Annotated in this window: 19 protein-coding genes; 8 read left to right on the top strand and 11 right to left on the bottom strand. The window is 59.3% G+C overall.

The features are described 5' to 3' along the window. Nucleotides 1-159: 159 nt before the first annotated feature. Together ppk1 and hemB are read right to left on the bottom strand one after the other, a co-directional pair. The gene (ppk1, locus tag ACM6I0_RS17085; protein ID WP_414922868.1) at nucleotides 160-2,397 is read right to left on the bottom strand and encodes a polyphosphate kinase 1; all 2,238 of its coding nucleotides are present in this window, start codon (nucleotides 2,395-2,397) and stop codon (nucleotides 160-162) included. Between the two features lie 18 nt (nucleotides 2,398-2,415). Beyond that, nucleotides 2,416-3,429, bottom strand: coding sequence for a porphobilinogen synthase (gene hemB / locus ACM6I0_RS17080; protein WP_414922867.1), 1,014 nt, complete (start codon nucleotides 3,427-3,429; stop codon nucleotides 2,416-2,418). A 206-nt stretch (nucleotides 3,430-3,635) separates the two neighbouring features. On the opposite strand from hemB, the gene ACM6I0_RS17075 reads away from it, so the two are divergent. Next, a complete protein-coding gene (locus tag ACM6I0_RS17075; RefSeq protein ID WP_285436384.1) occupies nucleotides 3,636-4,259 on the top strand; it encodes a DedA family protein in 624 nt (207 codons plus the stop codon). Here ACM6I0_RS17075 and ACM6I0_RS17070 read toward each other — a convergent pair. Next, nucleotides 4,240-5,475, bottom strand: coding sequence for a sterol desaturase family protein (locus tag ACM6I0_RS17070; protein WP_285436386.1), 1,236 nt, complete (start codon nucleotides 5,473-5,475; stop codon nucleotides 4,240-4,242). The genes ACM6I0_RS17075 and ACM6I0_RS17070 overlap by 20 nt on opposite strands. A gap of 115 nt (nucleotides 5,476-5,590) precedes the next feature. Here ACM6I0_RS17070 and elbB point away from each other — a divergent pair, with 115 nt between their 5' ends. Beyond that, complete coding sequence (gene elbB, locus ACM6I0_RS17065; RefSeq protein ID WP_285436388.1) at nucleotides 5,591-6,259, top strand: isoprenoid biosynthesis glyoxalase ElbB; 669 nt, start codon at nucleotides 5,591-5,593, stop codon at nucleotides 6,257-6,259. A gap of 117 nt (nucleotides 6,260-6,376) precedes the next feature. On the opposite strand, the gene ACM6I0_RS17060 is transcribed toward elbB, so the two are convergent. After that, complete coding sequence (locus ACM6I0_RS17060) at nucleotides 6,377-6,832, bottom strand: YaiI/YqxD family protein (protein ID WP_285436391.1); 456 nt, start codon at nucleotides 6,830-6,832, stop codon at nucleotides 6,377-6,379. 107 nt (nucleotides 6,833-6,939) lie between these two features. Continuing rightward, complete coding sequence (locus ACM6I0_RS17055) at nucleotides 6,940-8,844, bottom strand: FTR1 family protein (protein ID WP_414922866.1); 1,905 nt, start codon at nucleotides 8,842-8,844, stop codon at nucleotides 6,940-6,942. Nucleotides 8,845-9,010: 166 nt separating this feature from the next. Between ACM6I0_RS17055 and ACM6I0_RS17050 the strand changes: the two genes are divergently transcribed. The 4 genes from ACM6I0_RS17050 to ACM6I0_RS17035 are packed head-to-tail and all read left to right on the top strand — an operon-like array spanning nucleotide 9,011 to nucleotide 12,153. Further along, on the top strand, nucleotides 9,011-10,408 hold the full coding sequence (locus ACM6I0_RS17050; RefSeq protein WP_285436395.1) for a COG3014 family protein: 1,398 nt from the start codon (nucleotides 9,011-9,013) through the stop codon (nucleotides 10,406-10,408). A gap of 12 nt (nucleotides 10,409-10,420) precedes the next feature. Further along, complete coding sequence (locus ACM6I0_RS17045) at nucleotides 10,421-10,792, top strand: YcfL family protein (RefSeq protein ID WP_285436397.1); 372 nt, start codon at nucleotides 10,421-10,423, stop codon at nucleotides 10,790-10,792. A 23-nt stretch (nucleotides 10,793-10,815) separates the two neighbouring features. Then, nucleotides 10,816-11,406: a penicillin-binding protein activator LpoB gene (lpoB, locus tag ACM6I0_RS17040; protein WP_222590306.1), complete on the top strand. Its 591-nt coding sequence runs from the start codon at nucleotides 10,816-10,818 to the stop codon at nucleotides 11,404-11,406. A gap of 3 nt (nucleotides 11,407-11,409) precedes the next feature. Further along, the gene (locus ACM6I0_RS17035; protein ID WP_414922865.1) at nucleotides 11,410-12,153 is read left to right on the top strand and encodes a penicillin-binding protein activator LpoB; all 744 of its coding nucleotides are present in this window, start codon (nucleotides 11,410-11,412) and stop codon (nucleotides 12,151-12,153) included. Between the two features lie 55 nt (nucleotides 12,154-12,208). Here the strand turns inward: ACM6I0_RS17035 and ACM6I0_RS17030 are convergent, their stop codons facing one another. From ACM6I0_RS17030 to ACM6I0_RS17020, 3 genes are all read right to left on the bottom strand, one after another. Then, complete coding sequence (locus ACM6I0_RS17030; RefSeq protein ID WP_414922864.1) at nucleotides 12,209-12,841, bottom strand: LysE family transporter; 633 nt, start codon at nucleotides 12,839-12,841, stop codon at nucleotides 12,209-12,211. A gap of 140 nt (nucleotides 12,842-12,981) precedes the next feature. Further along, complete coding sequence (locus ACM6I0_RS17025; RefSeq protein ID WP_285431754.1) at nucleotides 12,982-13,563, bottom strand: mechanosensitive ion channel family protein; 582 nt, start codon at nucleotides 13,561-13,563, stop codon at nucleotides 12,982-12,984. After that, nucleotides 13,563-15,473, bottom strand: a complete 1,911-nt coding sequence (locus ACM6I0_RS17020; protein ID WP_285431752.1) for an ATP-binding cassette domain-containing protein — start codon at nucleotides 15,471-15,473, stop codon at nucleotides 13,563-13,565. Before ACM6I0_RS17020 ends, ACM6I0_RS17025 begins: the two co-directional genes overlap by 1 nt. 50 nt (nucleotides 15,474-15,523) lie before the next feature. On the opposite strand from ACM6I0_RS17020, the gene ACM6I0_RS17015 reads away from it, so the two are divergent. Next, the gene (locus tag ACM6I0_RS17015; RefSeq protein WP_414922863.1) at nucleotides 15,524-15,988 is read left to right on the top strand and encodes a TIGR02444 family protein; all 465 of its coding nucleotides are present in this window, start codon (nucleotides 15,524-15,526) and stop codon (nucleotides 15,986-15,988) included. On the opposite strand, the gene ACM6I0_RS17010 is transcribed toward ACM6I0_RS17015, so the two are convergent. After that, a complete protein-coding gene (locus ACM6I0_RS17010) occupies nucleotides 15,985-17,097 on the bottom strand; it encodes an AlgP family protein (protein WP_414922862.1) in 1,113 nt (370 codons plus the stop codon). The genes ACM6I0_RS17015 and ACM6I0_RS17010 overlap by 4 nt on opposite strands. A 192-nt stretch (nucleotides 17,098-17,289) precedes the next feature. Here ACM6I0_RS17010 and ACM6I0_RS17005 point away from each other — a divergent pair, with 192 nt between their 5' ends. Beyond that, a complete protein-coding gene (locus tag ACM6I0_RS17005; RefSeq protein ID WP_414922861.1) occupies nucleotides 17,290-17,955 on the top strand; it encodes an FKBP-type peptidyl-prolyl cis-trans isomerase in 666 nt (221 codons plus the stop codon). A 77-nt stretch (nucleotides 17,956-18,032) separates the two neighbouring features. Here the strand turns inward: ACM6I0_RS17005 and ACM6I0_RS17000 are convergent, their stop codons facing one another. Both ACM6I0_RS17000 and ACM6I0_RS16995 read right to left on the bottom strand, forming a co-directional pair. Then, entirely contained in the window at nucleotides 18,033-18,491 is a 459-nt protein-coding gene (locus ACM6I0_RS17000; protein WP_064680385.1) for an Rsd/AlgQ family anti-sigma factor, read from the bottom strand. A 176-nt stretch (nucleotides 18,492-18,667) separates the two neighbouring features. Beyond that, a complete protein-coding gene (locus ACM6I0_RS16995) occupies nucleotides 18,668-19,216 on the bottom strand; it encodes a disulfide bond formation protein B (RefSeq protein ID WP_414922860.1) in 549 nt (182 codons plus the stop codon). Between the last annotated feature and the right edge of the window lie 208 nt (nucleotides 19,217-19,424).

Raw genomic sequence — 19,424 nt, 5'->3', positions numbered from 1 at the left:
TCCAGCATCCAGCATCCAGCATCCAGCATCCAGCATCCAGCAAACACCATAAACCTCATGTGAGAGCGGGCTTGCCCGCGAAAGCGGTGTGTCAGGCAACAACGATATTGACTGAAACGACGCCTTCGCGAGCAAGCCCGCTCCCACAGGTTTTGTGCGTTAACGCACAGCCAGGATCGGGCTGCCCAGACGATCCAGCAAGGTCGCCTGCGCACTGCGCGGGTTCTGGTTGCCGGTCGGTGTGTTGCGGATGTAACGACCGTCCGCCTGCAAGCTCCAGCTGTGGGTGTTGTCGGTCAGGTAGAGCTCCAGCTCTTTCTTGACCCGCATGATCAGCTTCTTGCCTTCCACCGGGAAGCAAGTCTCGACGCGCTTGTCGAGGTTGCGCTCCATCCAGTCGGCGCTGGAGAGGAACATCTGTTCTTCACCGCCATTGAGGAAGTAGAAGACCCGGGTGTGTTCCAGGAAACGACCGATGATCGAACGCACGTGGATGTTGTGCGAAACCCCGGCGATGCCCGGACGCAGGCAGCACATGCCGCGCACCACCAGGTCGATACGCACCCCGGACTGGCTGGCCTTGTACAACGCGCGGATGATCTTCGGATCGGTCAGCGAGTTGAACTTGGCGATGATGTGCGCCGGTTTGCCATCGAGGGCGAACTGGGTTTCGCGGGCAATCATGTCGAGCATGCCCTTCTTCAGCGTGAACGGCGCATGCAACAGCTTCTTCATTCGCAGGGTTTTGCCCATGCCGATCAGCTGGCTGAACAGTTTGCCGACGTCTTCGCACAAGGCATCATCGGACGTCAGCAGGCTGTAGTCGGTGTACAGACGGGCGTTGGCCGCGTGGTAGTTGCCGGTCCCCAAGTGGGCGTAGCGTACGATTTCGCCGGCCTCACGACGCAGGATCAGCATCATCTTGGCGTGAGTCTTGAAGCCGACCACACCGTAAATTACCACCGCACCGGCCGCTTGCAGACGGCTGGCCAGTTGCAGGTTGGACTCTTCATCGAACCGTGCGCGCAATTCGATCACCGCGGTGACTTCCTTGCCGTTGCGCGCCGCATCCACCAGCGCATCAACGATTTCCGAGTTGGCACCGGAACGGTAAAGGGTCTGACGGACCGCCAACACATGCGGGTCCTTGGCAGCCTGACGCAGCAGGTCGACCACCGGGGTAAACGACTCGAACGGGTGCAGCAGCAGAATGTCCTGCTTGCTGATCACGCTGAAAATGTTCTCGCTGTTTTGCAACAGTTTCGGGATCTGCGGCGTGAACGGCATGTATTGCAGCGCTCGCTGGCTGTCCAGGCCGGTGATGCTGAACAGCCGGGTCAGGTTGACCGGACCGTTGACCTGATACAACTCGGTCTCGTGCAGGTTGAACTGCTTGAGCAAGTAGTCGGACAGGTGTTTCGGGCATGTGTCGGCCACTTCCAGGCGCACCGCGTCACCGTAGCGACGGGAGAACAACTCACCGCGCAGCGCGCGGGCCAGGTCTTCGACATCTTCGGTATCGACCGCGAGGTCGGCGTTTCGGGTCAGACGGAACTGGTAGCAGCCCTTGACCTTCATGCCCTGAAACAGGTCATCGGCATGCGCGTGGATCATTGACGACAGGAACACATAGTTGTCGCCAGCCCCACCCACTTCTTCCGGCAACTTGATGATACGCGGCAACAGGCGCGGCGCAGGGATGATCGCCAGCCCGGAATCGCGACCGAAGGCGTCGATACCTTCGAGCTCGACGATGAAGTTCAGGCTCTTGTTCACCAGCAACGGGAACGGGTGCGTCGGGTCGAGGCCGATCGGGGTGATGATCGGAGCGATCTCGTCGCGGAAATAGCGGCGCACCCAGGTTTTGATCTTGGTGTTCCAGTGACGACGACGGATGAAGCGGACCTGATGTTTTTCCAGCTCCGGCAGCAGGATGTCGTTGAGGATCGCGTACTGGCGGTCGACATGACCGTGTACCAGCTCGCTGATGCGGGCCAGGGCCTGATGTGGTTGCAGGCCATCGGCGCCCGCCTGTTCACGGGCGAAGGTGATCTGCTTCTTCAGGCCGGCCACACGAATTTCGAAGAACTCGTCCAGGTTGCTGGAGAAGATCAGCAAAAACTTCAGCCGTTCCAGCAAGGGATAGGACTCGTCCAGCGCCTGCTCCAGCACGCGGATATTGAACTGCAGTTGCGACAGCTCGCGGTGGATATACAGGCTGCTGTCATCCAGACCGGGAATGGCAATCGCCGGGGCCGCGGCGGCGGCGGCGGCGGCGGCGCCATCGGCCACCACCACGACGGGAGCTGGCTCCAGCTCCGGCGGGGTCTCGGCGATTTGCTCCACCAGGGGTTGAGCGTCTTTTACGGCAACTTCAGTGAGTCCTTCGGTATTCATGGAATGTTCCTGTGAGGGCTATTTTTGCTCTCGTAACAATTGAGCGGCACGCACGGCAAAGTAAGTCAGGATGCCATCAGCCCCTGCTCGTTTAAAAGCGGTCAGGGATTCGAGGATAACTCCTTCACTCAACCAGCCATTCTGTATCGCCGCCATGTGCATGGCGTATTCACCGCTGACCTGATAAACAAAGGTCGGCACTTTAAATTCTTCTTTGACCCGGTAAAGGATGTCCAGGTACGGCATGCCAGGCTTGACCATGACCATGTCCGCGCCTTCTGACAAGTCCGCCGCCACTTCATGCAGGGCTTCATTGCTGTTGGCCGGATCCATCTGATAGGACGCTTTGTTGGCCTTGCCCAGGTTCAGCGCCGAACCCACCGCATCGCGGAACGGGCCGTAATAGGCGCTGGCGTACTTGGCGGAGTAGGCCATGATCCGCACGTTAACGTGATCGGCCAGCTCCAGCGCTTCGCGAATTGCCTGGATGCGACCGTCCATCATGTCCGACGGAGCCACCACCTGAGCACCGGCTTCGGCGTGGGACAAGGCCTGCTTGACCAGTGCTTCGACGGTGATGTCGTTCTGCACGTAGCCTTCTTCGTCGAGGATGCCGTCCTGCCCGTGGGTGGTGAACGGGTCGAGGGCGACGTCAGTGATCACACCCAGCTCAGGGAACTGCGCACGCAAGGCGCGAGTGGCGCGTTGGGCGATACCGTTGGGGTTCCAGGCTTCAGCGGCGTCCAGGGACTTGAGTTCCGGTGGCGTCACCGGGAACAGGGCCAGCGCGGGAATCCCCAGTTCGACCCACTTCGCCGCTTCTTCAAGCAACAGATCGATGGTCAGGCGTTCGACGCCCGGCATCGACGCCACCGCTTCGCGACGGTTTTCACCGTCCAGCACAAATACCGGCAGGATCAGGTCATCGACGGTCAGTACGTTTTCACGAACCAGTCGACGCGAAAAATCATCACGACGGTTGCGGCGCAGGCGGGTTGCAGGAAACAAACGGTTGGCGGGGGTAAAGCTCACGGCAGACTCCTGAGCCCGCTGGGGGGCGAGCGTGACAGTTATAAGCGACCATTATGACGGTCGTATTACAGTTATGTGCACCCCTGTGACAGGTAGTCGCATTCCATTGTCCTTGTAGGAAATGTTCACGTCGAGACACATTTGGACACTTTCATGAATGTGCACGAAGGGTTAGGCTGCGCGTTCATTTCGCCAGCACCCAGACAATGCTCCAACAATTTCTTCAGGAATTCGGCTACTTCGCCCTTTTTCTCGGTACGTTCTTCGAAGGCGAAACCATTCTGGTTCTCGCAGGCTTCCTCGCGTTCCGCGGATACATGGACATCCAGATCGTCACGATCGTGGCTTTCTGTGGCAGTTATGCCGGCGATCAGCTGTGGTATTTCCTCGGGCGTAAGCACGGGCGCAAATTGCTGGCGCGCAAACCACGCTGGCAATTGATGGGTGACCGGGCGCTGGAACATATTCGCAAACACCCGGACATCTGGGTGCTGAGCTTCCGCTTTGTCTATGGCCTGCGCACGGTGATGCCGGTGGCAATCGGCTTGTCGGGTTATCCACCAGGACGTTATTTGCTGCTCAACGGGATTGGTGCTGCGATCTGGGCGGCCGCGCTGGCTGCTGCGGCCTATCACTTCGGCGCGGTGCTCGAAGGCATGCTGGGCAGCGTCAAGAAGTACGAGCTGTGGGTCCTTGGCGCCCTGCTCCTGCTGGGTCTGTGCCTGTGGCTGCGCCGCCGCTTCAAGAATGCCCGTCTGGCGAAGAAGATCTACGCCGACGAGCAGGCTGAACTGGCCAAGGCTGCCGAGACTAAGACGCCAGTCGAGTGAAGCGGTTTCTACAACAGTAGAGACCGATCCCGCTGAGCAGACTGTAACTGAGCACGCCGACCCAACCCGCCGCACTGGCCGGCCATAACCCGACCAGCGGCGCCAGCCATACCAGCGGCACGTTCGACGCCAGCCTCAGCAGCTCCAGCTTCAGCGCCTGCGGGCGATTCTCCAGGGCCATCCCCAACGTAAACAGACCCAGCGCCACGGCACTCCAGCCCAGCACCAGCGCTGCGGTCGGCAAACTCGGTTCCAGATTCATCAAGTAGCTGCCCAGCGCGATGTAGACACAGAACTGCACCGCCACGTACAACTGCTGACGCCCGTCCAGCGGCACCTCGAATTTACGGAACTGGCTCAAGTCCGGCTTGCTCATCGGGTATTTCGCCGCCACATCCGCTGGCCGCCAACCAGTGCGCATGAACCAGATCCGCAACGTGTCCCATTTGCTTTCAGCCCGTCGCGCATCGTCCCAAAGCTGCGCATAAAACTGCACGTTGGCCCACAACGGATTCCAGCTCGCCAAAGGCGTGGTCACACCGAAAATCACCGGTTCGTTGTCGTCCTCTTCCTGAAACGAGCCAAATAGACGGTCCCAAATAATGAACACCCCGCCGTAGTTGCGATCCATGTAGAGAGCGTTCTGCGCGTGGTGGGCCCGATGATTGGACGGCGTCACGAAAAACCACTCGAACCAGCCAAGCTTGGGAATGTGCCGCGTATGCACCCAGAACTGATACAGCAGGTTCAACGCCGCAACGCTGACAAACACCAGCAGCGGCACCCCGACCACCGCCATCGGCAAGTAGAAAATCCAGCTCAACAGGAAACCGGTACTGGTCTGGCGCAAGGCCGTGGAGAGGTTGTAGTCCTCGCTCTGGTGATGCACCGAGTGCGCGGCCCAGAGGATGTTGCGCTCATGGCCCATGCGATGCAGCCAGTAGTAACAGAAGTCATAGAGAACAAAGGCCAACACCCAGACCCAGACGCTGTCGGCAGACAGTTCGAACAGCGCCAGATGCTTGAGGGCAAAGGCGTAGGTGACCAGGCCGACACCCTTGGTCAGCAGGCCGGTGGTGGTCGACAACACCCCGGTGCTGATGCTGTTGATCGCATCCGCCACCCGATAATTGCTCACCCCGCGCCAACGATCGGCCAGCAGCTCGACGGCGATCAACACAAAGAAGAACGGCACCGCATACAGAATGAAGTCCATGACGCGCCCTGATCGGAATCTTGAGGACAGATGCTAGGTGTAGCCGTGAATTAACCCTATGGCAACGAGTGACAAATTAGTGGACATTTAACGCCATGAATCTGGAGAAAAACCCATGAGCAAAAAAATCGCAGTGATCCTTTCCGGTTGTGGCGTGTACGACGGCGCCGAGATCCACGAAAGCGTGATCACCCTGCTGCGACTGGACCAGCGTGGCGCCCAGGTGCAATGCTTTGCCCCCAATATTGCGCAGTTGCATGTGATCAATCACCTGACCGGCGACGAAATGCCCGAGTCGCGTAACGTGCTGGTGGAGTCGGCGCGGATTGCCCGGGGCAACATCAAGGACATTCGTGAGGCCAACGTCGAAGACTTCGACGCGCTGATCGTGCCTGGCGGTTTCGGCGCGGCCAAGAACCTGTCGAACTTCGCCATCGAAGGCGCTGGCTGCACGGTTCAACCGGATGTCCTGGCCTTGACCGAAGCGTTCGCCGAAGCGGGGAAACCGGTCGGCCTGATCTGCATCTCGCCAGCGCTGGCGGCGAAGATTTATGGGCCGGGCGTGACCTGCACCATCGGCAATGACGCCGATACCGCCGCCGCCATGAACAAGATGGGCGCGACCCACGCTGACTGCGCGGTAACGGAAATTGTTGAAGACAAGGCACGCAAACTGGTCAGCACCCCGGCGTACATGCTGGCTCAATCGATCAGCGAAGCGGCGTCGGGCATCAACAAACTGGTCGACCGCGTCCTCGAACTGACCCACGAAAACGACGACTGACCCGATTCAAATGTGGGAGCGAGCTTGCTCGCGATAGCGACCTATCAGGCGCCATCAATGTTGAAAGTGCCGGCCCTATCGCCAGCAAGCCCGCTCCCACAGGGTTCTTTGCAAGACTCAGGTTTTGCGTGTGAGCCGTGTCAGGATCCGGTCCAGCGCATTGGCGAACGCTTGCTTCTCCCGTTCGCCAAACGGCGCTGGCCCGCCACTCATCTGGCCTTGTTCACGCAAATCGGTGAACAGGTTGCGCACCGCCAGCCGGTCGCCCATGTTTTGCGCATCGAACTCCTTGCCTCGTGGGTCCAGCGCGGCGACGCCTTTCTTCACCAGCCGATCCGCCAGCGGTACATCGCTGCAAATCACCAGCTCACCCGGCACCGCGTACTCCACCAGATAATCGTCCGCTGCATCCGGGCCGCTCGGCACCACGATCAGCTTGACCAGGGCCAGGCCGGGCTTGGTCTGCGGCTGTCCCGCGACCAGCACCACTTCGAACTGGCGCTTGAGCGCAAACTTCACCACCAGATCCTTGGCCGCCCGGGGACAGGCATCGGCATCAATCCAGACACGCATTGTGTTTTCCTCTTTTGAAAAGCATCGCGGGCAAGCCCGCTCCCACAAGGTTAACGCTAAACCTGTGGGAACGGGCTTGCCCGCGAATATGAGCGCAGCGAATGCTCTTAAGAAGCCGGCACCCGCCGCTTTTCCGCCATCCAGCTACGCCCATACAGCACAATGATCGCAATGATCGCCACCGCCTGAGCACTCAACGAATACGCATCAGCGTGGATCCCCAGCCAATCGAAGTCGAAGAACGCCACCGGCCGAGTGCCGAAGATGCCGGCTTCCTGCAATGCCTTCACGCCATGTCCGGCAAACACCACCGACAATGCACAGAGCAATCCGGCGTTGATGCTGAAGAACAACGCCAGCGGCAACTTCGCCGAACCCCGCAGGATCACCCACGCCAGGCCGACCAGCAGCACCAGCGCCGTTGCGCCACCGGCCAGCACTGCGTTATGCCCCGCAGGCCCTGCCTGCAACCACAAGGTTTCGTAGAACAAAATCACTTCGAACAACTCGCGATACACCGAGAAGAACGCCAGCGTCGCAAACCCGAAACGCCCGCCACCGCCCACCAGGCTGCTCTTGATGTAATCCTGCCAGGCTGCGGCGTGCCGACGGTCGTGCATCCACACGCCGAGCCAGAGCACCATGACGGCGGCAAACAACGCCGTCGCACCTTCCAGTAATTCCCGCTGCGATCCGCTGACATCAATCGCATAGGCCGCCACCGCCCAGGTCCCCAGGCCCGCCAACAGCGCCAGGCCCCAACCGACGTTGACACTGCGCACCGCCGATTGCTGGCCGGTATTGCGCAGGAACGCGAGGATCGCCGCCAGCACAAGAATCGCTTCCAGCCCTTCACGCAGCAGAATCAGCAGGCCGGAGATATAGCTCAGGGACCAGCTCAAGCCATCACTGCCCAACAAACCCGCCGATTGCTTCAACTTGGCCTTGGCCGCGTCCAGACGCAGCTGCGCCTCGGCCGCCGGCAAACCGTCCTGCAACGACTGACGGTAAGCCATCAGCGATTTCTCAGTGTCCTTGCGCACGTTGGCGTCGACGTTGTCCAACGAGCTTTCAACCAGCTCGAAGCCCTCCAGATACGCCGCTACCGACAGGTCATAGGCTTGATCGTGATCCCCGGCGCGGTAGGCGGCGATGCTCTTGTCCAATGTAGCGGCGGTGTAATCGAGCAACTGCGCCGGGCCGCGCTTGACCTGCGCCGGTTGTGCGCGCTGCGCACGGAAGGTCGCCGCGGCTTGTGGGCCGTCAGCGGCCAGCACTTCGACGGGGGTCTGACGAGCCAGGTCAGCGATGTTGTAGGTTTTTTCGGATGTTGATGTTGTTGCGGCCGGGTCGGCACTGAAACTGGCGATGTAGGTCGCCAAGTCCCAGCGTTGGCGATCGTCCAGTTGATCGGCGAAAGCGGGCATGTCGGTGCCTTCGATGCCCATTCCCAAGGTGTTGTAGAGCGCATACAAGCTCAGGCGATCCAGTCTCGCGGCATCACGCAAATTGGCCGGTGGCGGCGTCAGACCGACACCAGCCGGACCATCACCGGCCCCCGTATCACCATGACAAACCGAACAATGCTGGGCGTACAGTGGCGCACCCCGTGTCGGATCCGGGGTAATGATCGGCGCCTGGCTGACTTCATAGGCCACGGCCAGTTTTGCACCGAGCTGGCGGGCCTGGCGGGCGACGTCCGCACCGTCCTGACGCGCAGAAATGGCATTGCGCAGCGTGCTGATGCCCTGCTCCAGCCCGTCTTTTTCCGGCTTGGCCGGCATCGCGGCGATCAAGCCTTGCAGCACCTTGATGAATTCCAGCTGCTCGCGGTATTCACCCTCATCAATGACCTTGCCCGCTTGCACCGTGTCCGGGTAATCCGCGCCGATGTAATCGAGCAAATGCAGCGCTTGCGGCGCTCCTTCTACGGTGTTGGCCAGCAGATTGAAACTGCACAAGGCAAACAGCGGAAACACCAGCCAGGCCAGGAATCGGGACGGGGCAGTCATGAATGAATCTCAATTGGAAATACGAAGTAACACATTGTTCACTTCCAATGCCATTCACTCAAGCTTTGTCTGCGGCGGCCGCTGAAGTACAGGAACAAAGTGCCATCATCCAAGTCTATAATTTGCCGCCTCATGACGGCTTTTTTTCAAGGAAGACTCAAGGTAAATGGTCACCCGCCTGCGCCTCATGTTTGTACTCAGTGCCTGTTTGCTACTGAGTGGCTGTCCTACCCTGCGTGACTACAACGCCGAACTGAACGAGACCCTCGATTATTTCAAGGCCGGTCAGCTCGATGGTGCGGTTGCCGTACTCGACCGCAACAACCCCATTCCTCCGGGCGACCTGCTTTACCACTTCGAAAAAGGCGAATTGCTGCGCCTCAGCGGTAATTTCCCCGACAGTTATCAACATTGGGACTACGCCGACCGGTTGATTGAAGGCTGGGACAATTCGCCTATGTTCGTCCCCTTCAAAAAATTCACCGAGTTCAACAGTTACAGCGCCAACGACAAGGTGCGCTTATACGATGGCTACGATTTCGAGAGAGTCGCCCTCACCACGCAAATGGCCCTGATGCTGCTCTCCGGCTCCGAAACGGAACTGGCGCGCGTCATGATCAAGAAAACCCACGAGCGCGAAGCAACCATTGCCGACAAACGTGACAAGCAATACCTGGAACTGGAAACCCAGGCCAAAGAGCAAGGGGTCGCGATGAAACTCCAGGACCTTCAGGGCTACCCGGTAGCAACCCTCGACGCCCCCGAAGTGATCGCACTGAAAAACAGCTACCAGAGTGCGTTCAGCCATTACCTCGCCGGTTTCATCTATGAAACGCTGGACGAGAAAGACCTCGCCGCACCGGGCTATCGCCAGGCCATTGAACTGCGCCCGGATACGCCGCTGCTTGAACAATCATTGCGCAACCTGGCCAAATCCCCACTCAAGGCGGACGAAAGTGATTTTCTGTTGATCGTGCAAACCGGGCTGGCGCCGGCTCGCAGTTCGGTGCGCGTGCCGATTTCGGTGGATGTCGAGGGTGAAACCTACATCACCAACATGTCGTTCCCGATCATCGTCCCCGACACCTCCACGCCCCCCGTGGACTTCGTTATGGTGGACGGCAAGAAACACAAGCTGACGCTGCTCAACAGCTTCGGCGACATGTCACGGCGCACCTTGCGTGACGACATGCCGGGCATTATTCAACGCACGCTCCATCGCGCCCGATCCAATGTCGAATACCTGGCTTATCTGAAAAAGCACAGGCCCGAGAAGCTTGAAGAAACACTCCTGCTGCAGACGCAACGCGAGGATGCCGACACCCGCGTCTGGCGCACACTGCCGGACAAGACGCTGGTCGCCCGCCTGCGCCTCAAGAAAGGCGTGCATCAACTGACCGTGCCCAATGCGCCGGACGCAAAACCGGTCAGCTTCAAGGTGGAACAGACACATCAAGCCTTCAGCTTGCGCGCAGTGGGTAACCGCAGATTCGCCGCTGATGTTGCCTTGCAACTCGCGCCCCATCCCGCACCGCAGTCTGCAGCCAGCCCTGCCCACCCCTGAACGGAGAATTTCATGGGATTGAAACGCTTCGCTATTGTCGCGCTGGCCCTGTTGGCTGGTTGCGCCACCCAACCGCCGCCGGAGCCGGGCAGTGCCGCCAGCAAAGTGCTGGCCACGGGACCGATTGAGGCCGTGGCAATCGGTCCGATGCGCATGGCCAGGGAGAACGGTTTCCTGACAGTCAACGCGCAGTTGAGCAACAACGACACCCACAATCGAACGCTCTATTACCGCTATTTGTGGATGGGGCCAGAAGGTTTTCCCGTGGCCGAAGCCGACACCTGGAAAAGCTTGACCCTGTACGCAGGGCAAACCAGTTTTGTGCCGGCCATCGCCCCCGTGCCACAAGCCGTGGATTTCCGTCTGGAGATCAATACGCCGTGAACCGTCCCCTTGAGACCTTGCCCATGTTTTTACGCGTTTCGTTGCTGACCCTGGCCGCGCTGCTGATCGGTGGCTGCGCTGAGAATCGCTCGCCTGTGCTGGGCAGTGGCAACATCAGCTACGGCGACCCGAAAGCTGTTGAACTGGTGACCAACGAATTCGGCTCGACTGACCTGCAGATGATCGCTGAAAGCATGACCCGCTCGCTCGCGCAGTCGGGCGTTCTGAAAGGACGGCCGGTGGTTCAGGTCTACGACGTGATGAACAAGACCAGCGAGTACATCGATACCCGCGAAATCACCACGTCGATCAAGACCCAACTGATGCGCTCCGGCACCGCGCGCTTTGCCAGCGACAACACGGACATGCAGAGCCAGGTCGACCACCTCAAACTGCAGAACCAGAGCGGTCTGTACAAAAAAAGTACGGTGGCCAAAACCGGCAACATGATCGCTGCACGCTATCGTCTGGAAGGCTCGATCAGTTCGATCATCAAGCGCAGCAACGACTACAAGGACGTCTTCTACAAATTCAGCCTGCAATTGGTCGACGTCGAAAGCGGGCTGGCCGAGTGGATGGACGAGAAAGAAATCCGCAAAACCACGGAGCGCTAAGCAATGCGTGCATGGATTGGCATCATGGCCCTGGCCTGCGCCGTTAGCGCCCAGGCGGCCCCGAAAATCGCCGTTACCGACCTTGCCTATGAAGCCAGCGTGGATCAATACGTCCACGTGATCTCGGCCCGGGACAACCATCAGCAGGATTATTACGGGGTCAGCGGCTTGTCCAGATATGACGAGTACACGACGCAGAACAGCTATCTGGAACAGTCCGAAATCCGTCGTTTCAGTGGCGACATCAAAGGCCAGATGCTCAAGACCGGTAGGTTCCAGTTGATTCAGGGCACGCCCTACACCGCCAGCGCCAAAAGCGATGTGTACGACGTGATCAGACGCATCAAGGCTGGCCAATTCGAAGGGGCCGAATACGTGTTGTTCGGCACACTGTCGGACATCGATTTCACCGATGACATGAATGAACTGGCCATTACCGACGGCTATTCGGCAGTGCTGGCACTCACTCTGGTCGCGGACTTCAGCCTGATCAACACCAGGACGTACGAGATCACCTCGGCGTTCACCGCCATGGGTGAAGCCCAGGACACTAAACTGGTGAATGATCGTGATATCCACGTATCGGTGAACCGCCCGCGAGTGGTGCGGGACGTGTCGAGGTCCTTGGGCGAGGACGTGGTTCGCCAATTGATCGAACAGCTCGGGGATGGCAGGTATGTGCCGTCGGGGCAACCAGAACCACGCAATGACCTGCCGCCGGATACCGCGCCAGTCATTCTGCGCTGAAACCTGAAACGAAAAAGGCGACCTCGAGGGTCGCCTTTTTTTGTACCTGAGCCTTTTAGACTGCCGCTTTGCGCAGGGTCGCCATAAACGCCGCCGCACCGATAAACAGCCCGGCAAACGTGCGGTTCATGCGTTTTTGCTGTTTGGGCGTGCGCAACAGACGCAGCACCTTCGACGCCAATCCGGTGTAACCGGCCATGACGATCAGGTCAACGCAGACCATGGTCACGCCAATGATCAGGTACTGAGCCAGTAGCGGCGCATGCGGATCAATGAATTGCGGCAACACCGCCAGCATGAACACCAGCGCCTTGGGGTTGCTGATGTTGACCAGGAAGCCCCGGAACACCAACGCCATCGGCTTGCCAATCTGGCGCACGGCTGCGTCGTCGCTCATGTCGCTGGGCAGCGCGCGCCATTGCTTGACCGCGAGGTACACCAGGTACGCCACGCCGAACCATTTGATCGCATAAAAAGCTGAAGCAGACGCCGTGAGAATCGCGCCAACACCGGCGCCAACAATCGCGATCTGTACCGCCAGACCCAATTGCAGGCCCAGCGCATTCCAGTAACCACGCCAGAAACCGTATTGCAGACCGCTGGACATCGACGCAATGGCGCCGGCACCGGGAGACAAACTGATCACCCAACAGGCGGCAAAAAATGCCAGCCATGTTTGAAGCTCCATCGCACACCTCGACTCAGACTCGTATCAGACGTCTAAGCTAATGCGGCTTTGGGCCGATGACCACCGATTTTTTGCAGGATGTTGCTGCTACCGACCAGCGTTTACGGCATCAGGCTCGCGAAAGCGGTCTATCGGAAGATTTACTTCTCAAACCCGCTCGAAGGAATCACGTCACTGCCGCGCCAGCGTCGTACCGAGCGCTGGAAGAACAGGCTGTTGGGCACTTGCACCATGGCGCTACCAGTGCCGAGCTCTTGCGCTTCGATCAGTGTGGTGTAAAGCAGATTGATCGCCACCACCCGACCTTTGACGCCAGGCTTGTCGGTGGTGTCCACCAGTTCGACCACATCGCCGAGGCGGAACGGGCCGACGGTGAAGATCAAAACGGCGCACAGCAGATTGGAGAGCACGCTCCACATGGCGAAGAATGCCACCGCCGCGACGGCCACAAACCCGGACAACGCCGTCCAGAGCACTGTCGCCGAGACGCCAAGGCGTTCCAGCACGAAAATCAGCGCGCTGCCCATGATCAGCCAGCGCAACCCACCGCGCAGCGGCATGAGCAACTGCGGCGGAAACGGGTAACGATCACCCAGGCGGGTCAGGCATTTAGCGACGAAGCGCTGGGCGAAGTAGCCGGCCAGCAGGATCAACAGGATTTGCGCAACGAGCCAGATCGGCTCGATCCACACCGCTGGCAGCGGCAGCTTGAAGGCGTCCATCAGGACAGCGCCTCCAGCTCCGCCTGCATGCTTTCCAGCAGTTCCAGGGCTTCCATCCAGGCTTCTTCCAGCTCGGCTTCACGCACTTTCAGCTTGGCCTGTTCGGCCAGCAGGTCACGTAAATCGTTCTTGCGCGCCGGTTCGTAAATGTCGCTGTCGCCAAGACTTGTGTCGATCTTCGCCAGCTTCTCGTGCAGCTTGCCCAGCTCGGCTTCAAGCTTGTCAGCTTCGCGCTTGTGCGGCGCCAGTTGCTGACGCAACGCAGCAGCGGCCTGACGCTGGGCTTTCTTGTCGGTCTTGTCCGGATTGACCGGGGTGTTGCTGACCGGGGCATTGCGCTGACGATACTCGACCAGCCAACGGGCGTAGTCTTCCAGGTCACCGTCGAACTCCTCGACCTTGCCGTCGGCCACCAGATAGAAATTGTCAGTGGTGCTTTTGAGCAGATGGCGATCGTGGGAGACCACCAATACCGCGCCACTGAATTCCTGCAGGGCCATGGTCAGCGCCAGGCGCATTTCCAGGTCCAGGTGGTTGGTCGGTTCGTCGAGCAGCAACAGGTTCGGCCGATCCCAGGCAATCAAGGCCAGGGCCAGACGGGCCTTTTCGCCCCCGGAGAAATTCAGCACCGGCTCATCGATACGTGCGCCACGGAAATCGAAACCACCGAGGAAGTCGCGCAATGTCTGCTCGCGTTCGGTCGGAGCCAAGCGCTGCAAGTGCAGCAACGGGCTGGCTTTGGAATCCAGAGAGTCCAGCTGATGCTGGGCAAAGTAGCCCACGACGGTGTTCTCACCGCGCGTCAGGCGACCAGCCAACGGCTCGAGTTCGCCGGCGAGGTTTTTGATCAGGGTCGATTTACCCGCACCGTTTGGCCCGAGCAAACCGATCCGCGCGCCCGGAGTCAGTTGCAGCTTGACCTTCTCCAGCACCGCTTTGTCGCCGTAACCCAGACGAGCGTCCGACAAATCGATCAATGGGCTGGAGATTTTCTGCGATTCGCGGAAGACGAAGTCGAACGGCGAATCGACGTGGGCGGCAGACAGTTCTTCCATCCGCTCCAGCGCCTTGATCCGGCTCTGCGCCTGACGGGCCTTGGTGGCCTGGGCCTTGAAGCGGGCGATGTAGCTTTCCATGTGCGCACGTTGCGCCTGTTGCTTCTCGTAGGCCTGCTGTTGCTGCGCCAGACGTTCGGCACGGGCGCGTTCAAAGGCGCTGTAACCACCGCGATACAGGGTGATCTTGCGCTGATCGACATGGGCGACGTGATCGACCACGGCATCGAGGAAATCCCGGTCGTGGGAAATCAGCAGCAAGGTGCCGGGGTAGCTTTTGAGCCACTCTTCGAGCCAGATGATGGCGTCGAGGTCCAAGTGGTTGGTCGGTTCGTCGAGCAGCAGCAAGTCCGATGGGCACATCAAAGCCTGCGCCAGGTTCAGACGCATCCTCCAGCCACCAGAGAAATCTCCTACCGGGCGATCCATCTGCTCGTTGGTGAACCCGAGGCCGGCCAGCAGTTTGCGGGCACGGGCGTCGGCGGTGTAACCGTCGGCGCTGTCGAGTTCCGAGTGCAGGCGGGCCTGAGCCGCGCCGTCATGCGCCGCTTCGGCCGCAGCGAGGTCACGTTGCACCTCACGCAGGCGCAGGTCGCCATCGAGCACGTAGTCGACCGCCAGGCGTTCGAGCGTCTCGATTTCCTGGCGCATGTGGGCGATGCGCCAGTCGGCCGGCAGGAAGCAGTCACCCGAGTCCGGGTGCAGTTCGCCCCGGATCAAGGCGAACAGGCTCGATTTGCCGGCGCCGTTGGCACCGATGAGGCCGGCTTTGTGGCCGGCGTGCAGGGTCAGCTCAGCGTCTTCTAGCAGACGTTGAGGGCCACGCTGTAAAGTCAGGTTCTGAAGTCGAATCATAATGGCGGCGGAGTCTACCAGCTTCGCTCGCAACTGGCGCGAGTAGCACTATGTCCTCTGACCTGTGGAGCTTTTCCCTGACCGCCTACGCCCGACCTGGGGTTGAACGTTCGTGCCTGCACTTGCAGTCGGCGGGGGTGAACGTGTGCCTGCTGCTGTGCGGGTTGTGGCTGGAAGAACGTGGCGTGACCTGTAACGAACAACGCTTGCAGCAGCTTCGCGATGTAGCCGAGCCTTGGGACGCGGATGTCGTGCAACCGTTGCGCGCTTTACGCCAGCAATGGAAAGCTGCCGCGAGCGAGGACGCCGGGTTGGATGGTTTACGCGAAAAAGTGAAGTCACTTGAGATGGAAGCCGAACGGCATTTGTTGTCGCGGCTGGAGCGTTTGGCGCAGCGTTGGCCGCAGTATGAGGCGACCGATCTAACGGCCTGGCTGGAAGGTGTAGCGGCAGGCGCCGCACACCTGGACCGCGACGCGCTGCATCAGCTGCGCGTCGCGGTAACCGGCACTTAGGAAGCGCTGGTTGGGGTGGTGCTGGTGCTCGACGGGGCAGCTGGCGTTGGCGCAGGCGCAGTTGTCGAGGTTGTGGCTGGCGCCGAAGCAGCCGATGCAGCAGGTGCCGGAGCCGAAGTCGCTGGCTTTGCAACTGGCGCAGTGGCTGGCTTGGCAGTAGCAACCGGTTTTTTCACGGCTGGTTTGGCAGCAGGTTTTGCAGCTGGCTTCGCAGCGGCGGGTTTGGCTGCAGCAGGTTTTGCGGCGGCTGGTTTTACCGCAGCTTTTGCAGCCGGTTTCGCTGCAGCGGTTTTTGCCGCGGCTGGCTTGGCAGCAGGTTTGGCAGCGGCAGTTCTGGCAGCCGGTTTGGCAACTGCAGTTTTAGCAGCTGGTTTTGCAGCGGCAGTTTTAGCAGCTGGCTTGGCAGCAACAGTTTTAGCGGCTGGCTTTGCGGCCGATTTAGCAGCTGGTTTTGCCGCTGCGGTTTTCGCCACAGCCGGTTTGGCAGCAGCGGTTTTTGCAGCAGGTTTAGCGGCAGCTGTTTTCGCAGCAACTGGCTTGGCAGCAGGTTTGGCAGCGGCAGTTCTTGCAGCTGGTTTTGCAGCGGCAGTTTTAGCAGCTGGCTTGGCTGCAGCTTTCACCGGTGCCTTGGCAGCAGGCTTGGCCGGTGCTTTTACAGCAGCCGGTTTGGCAACAGCTTTCTTGGCAGGTGCCGCAGCAGGCTTGGCCGAACGCAGGGACAACGCCTTGACGACAGCCTCTTGTACACGACCGACGCCCTGGGCCAGTTTCAGGCTTTCTTGAGCATCGCGCTTGAGTTGCAGAATGTAGCTGCGCGTTTCGGATTGACGATCCTTGAGGGCATCGAGCAAGTCCTCAAGTTCTTTCACCGCATCCTTGGCTTTGGTTTGCGCCTTGGCTTTTCCAGCTGCTGCGGCGTCCTGCAATTTGGTACGGGACTTGTGCAATTTCTCCTGCGCTTTTCCGCGCTGCTTTTCCAGTTTGGCGAGCAGTTTTTCAGCATCAGCCAAGGCTTGCGAACAAGCGGTTTCCAAATGCTCGAGCAGACTGCCCGAGAGTTGTTGGAGTAAGTGCAACGGGGTATTTACTGGCTTCTTGGTGGCCGACATGGTTTACCTCCTGGCTGACGTGGGTGCGGGTCATACTAGACCTCTGTAGACACCGCCGCTAGGGCATGTTGACAGTATCGAAAGCGCTGCGTTGCAACGGATCGAAAATCTTCTGCACTTGCGCAAAACCAGTTCACCTTCGAGCGCTTTCACACTGGCATAATCCACCGCATCTCAGGTCGGAGAGTGCCCATGTCGCGCTACCTTTTTTTATCGCTGTGCGTGTTTTTTTCCGTTGCCCAGGCCGCTGAAAAAACCACTGCAAATGACGCTCACGATCTCGCTTACAGCCTGGGTGCGAGCCTGGGCGAACGCTTGCGCCAAGAGGTACCGGACCTGCAAATCCAGGCACTGCTCGACGGCTTGCAGCAAGCTTACCAAGGCAAACCGCTGGCGTTGAAAGACGAGCAGATCGAACAGATTCTTGCCCAGCATGAAGCGCAAGTCGCCGAGCAGTCCTCCGTCCCGCAAAGTGAAGTTGCGCTTGAAAAAGAGCAACATTTTCTCGCCGAGGAAAAAGCCAGGCCGGGTGTTCGCGAACTCGCGGATGGAATTTTACTGACGGAGTTGGCGCCGGGCACTGGAGCGAAGGCTGGCCCAAATGGCAAGGTCGAAGTGGTGTACATCGGGCGCCTTCCGGACGGCACCGTGTTCGACCAGAACAGCAAGCCGCAATGGTTCAGTCTCGACAGTGTAATCAGCGGCTGGCGCAGCGCCTTGCAAAACATGCCGGTCGGCGCGAAATGGCGACTGGTGATTCCATCGTCTCAAGCCTACGGCGCAGAAGGTGCCGGCGACCTGATCGCGCCGTTCACGCCGCTGGTGTTTGAAGTCGAATTGCGCGGCGTCACGAGCTGATAGCCAGAAACGAAAACGGCGCGCATGGCGCACCGTTTTCAGCTTCCCTTTGGGAGGGAGGATCTTGCAGGGAAGACTCAGGCCTGAACCGAGTCCTCTTCCTTGTGAGCGGTGTGCAGCACTTCGATCAGACAATCTTCCAGCTCGAAGCGCTCGTGTAACAACCCGCCCAGCTCCTTGAATTTCTCCGCGACACATTTGCCTGCATCACACAGGTCGTTGAACGCGAGCAGCTTCTCGGTGATGACGTCGATGCGCGGGTAGATGGTCTCGGCGAGTTCCAGACCACGCTTGTCGTTGAAGGCTTTGGCCTCCCCGGTCAGCTGTTCGTAGATCTCGAAATGCCCGGCAGACACGTAGTCAACCAGCACTCCGCAGAATTCCTGCAAAGGCTTTCGATTTTCGCCCAAAGCCTCTGGCTTGGCACCGAGAGCATCGTAGGCTCGAACCAGTTCGTGACGCTCCTGCAACCAGCGATCGATCAGCAGATGCACTCCACCCCAACGTTCCTGAGCATTCTGACAACTTTCGAGCATGGTGATCTCTCTTCCCTTGTGGGTCATGCTGCCCTACACCTGTCGCAGACTTGAAATCAAGAAACGACCAGGCAGAGCGTCATCGAGCAACATAATTCCAATGACACGTGCGGGCCAGATTATGCCCGCGCGACAATGGCTTCAAGGTACGCAGGAGATAAAGTTCATACAAGTGTTTAATCTCCCGCCGGTGCCCGGTGCGACGACGTGCCGCTGAGCGGTCGTTTGCAGGCAAGCCAGACAATGCGCAGCAGCTGATAGATCCCCAGGATCGTCATCGCCATGAACAGCAGCAGACTCCATTCCGGGAGACTCAAATCGAATAGCGTCCAGGAGATTTCTGCGCAATCCGCGTCTCCGCTGAACATTTTCGTCACTCGACACAACCACGGCACGTCCTCATACAGCGCCCCGGAATTTGCCGAACAAGCCGAGAGCTGCAACGGATCGCTCTGCAATAAAACCTGTCGCCATGCGGTGACCGTACCCGCAAGACTGCAGAACAGGCCGAGCAGCCAATAGAGGAAGTTCCCGAAGCGGCCAGGGCCATGTACCGAAGCCACCAGGCAGACACCGGCGAACAATGCCAGGCAAAGCCGCTGCAAAAGGCACAATCCGCAAGGCTTGAGACCGACCGCATATTCCAGGTAATAGGAAACACCCAAGGCCAGGGCACCTGCAATGAAAGCCATGAAAAACAAGGAGCGTGAGCAGGCCAAAAACATGGCTTATCCGTAACAGTAGAGACAGGCTGTTACGGTAGAGGAAAGCGCGCCAGCCTTTCAAGGCAGGCCAGCACGGACACTTCACCAAAAGTGTAGGGAATTCCCGACAGGAGCTAGAGGACTTGGTGTAGTCCCGTGTAGGACGATGCCTATAAGGGACTACAACGCCTAACATCCAACCCATTTTGGGCGACAGAATAGCGCCAAA

Origin of the sequence: Pseudomonas sp. IT-P294 (genome assembly GCF_949767865.1) — a bacterium.
Classification (GTDB): domain Bacteria; phylum Pseudomonadota; class Gammaproteobacteria; order Pseudomonadales; family Pseudomonadaceae; genus Aquipseudomonas.
This window is presented reverse-complemented; position numbering and strand designations above follow the sequence as displayed.

Coding starts and splice junctions, on each gene's coding strand:
- ppk1 (WP_414922868.1), bottom strand. CDS start 2,397: ATGAATACCGAAGGACTCACTGAAGTTGCCGTAAAAGACGCTCAACCC.
- ACM6I0_RS17075 (WP_285436384.1), top strand. CDS start 3,636: ATGCTCCAACAATTTCTTCAGGAATTCGGCTACTTCGCCCTTTTTCTC.
- ACM6I0_RS17070 (WP_285436386.1), bottom strand. CDS start 5,475: ATGGACTTCATTCTGTATGCGGTGCCGTTCTTCTTTGTGTTGATCGCC.
- elbB (WP_285436388.1), top strand. CDS start 5,591: ATGAGCAAAAAAATCGCAGTGATCCTTTCCGGTTGTGGCGTGTACGAC.
- ACM6I0_RS17060 (WP_285436391.1), bottom strand. CDS start 6,832: ATGCGTGTCTGGATTGATGCCGATGCCTGTCCCCGGGCGGCCAAGGAT.
- ACM6I0_RS17055 (WP_414922866.1), bottom strand. CDS start 8,844: ATGACTGCCCCGTCCCGATTCCTGGCCTGGCTGGTGTTTCCGCTGTTT.
- ACM6I0_RS17050 (WP_285436395.1), top strand. CDS start 9,011: ATGGTCACCCGCCTGCGCCTCATGTTTGTACTCAGTGCCTGTTTGCTA.
- ACM6I0_RS17045 (WP_285436397.1), top strand. CDS start 10,421: ATGGGATTGAAACGCTTCGCTATTGTCGCGCTGGCCCTGTTGGCTGGT.
- lpoB (WP_222590306.1), top strand. CDS start 10,816: ATGTTTTTACGCGTTTCGTTGCTGACCCTGGCCGCGCTGCTGATCGGT.
- ACM6I0_RS17035 (WP_414922865.1), top strand. CDS start 11,410: ATGCGTGCATGGATTGGCATCATGGCCCTGGCCTGCGCCGTTAGCGCC.
- ACM6I0_RS17030 (WP_414922864.1), bottom strand. CDS start 12,841: ATGGAGCTTCAAACATGGCTGGCATTTTTTGCCGCCTGTTGGGTGATC.
- ACM6I0_RS17025 (WP_285431754.1), bottom strand. CDS start 13,563: ATGGACGCCTTCAAGCTGCCGCTGCCAGCGGTGTGGATCGAGCCGATC.
- ACM6I0_RS17020 (WP_285431752.1), bottom strand. CDS start 15,473: ATGATTCGACTTCAGAACCTGACTTTACAGCGTGGCCCTCAACGTCTG.
- ACM6I0_RS17015 (WP_414922863.1), top strand. CDS start 15,524: ATGTCCTCTGACCTGTGGAGCTTTTCCCTGACCGCCTACGCCCGACCT.
- ACM6I0_RS17010 (WP_414922862.1), bottom strand. CDS start 17,097: ATGTCGGCCACCAAGAAGCCAGTAAATACCCCGTTGCACTTACTCCAA.
- ACM6I0_RS17005 (WP_414922861.1), top strand. CDS start 17,290: ATGTCGCGCTACCTTTTTTTATCGCTGTGCGTGTTTTTTTCCGTTGCC.
- ACM6I0_RS17000 (WP_064680385.1), bottom strand. CDS start 18,491: ATGCTCGAAAGTTGTCAGAATGCTCAGGAACGTTGGGGTGGAGTGCAT.
- ACM6I0_RS16995 (WP_414922860.1), bottom strand. CDS start 19,216: ATGTTTTTGGCCTGCTCACGCTCCTTGTTTTTCATGGCTTTCATTGCA.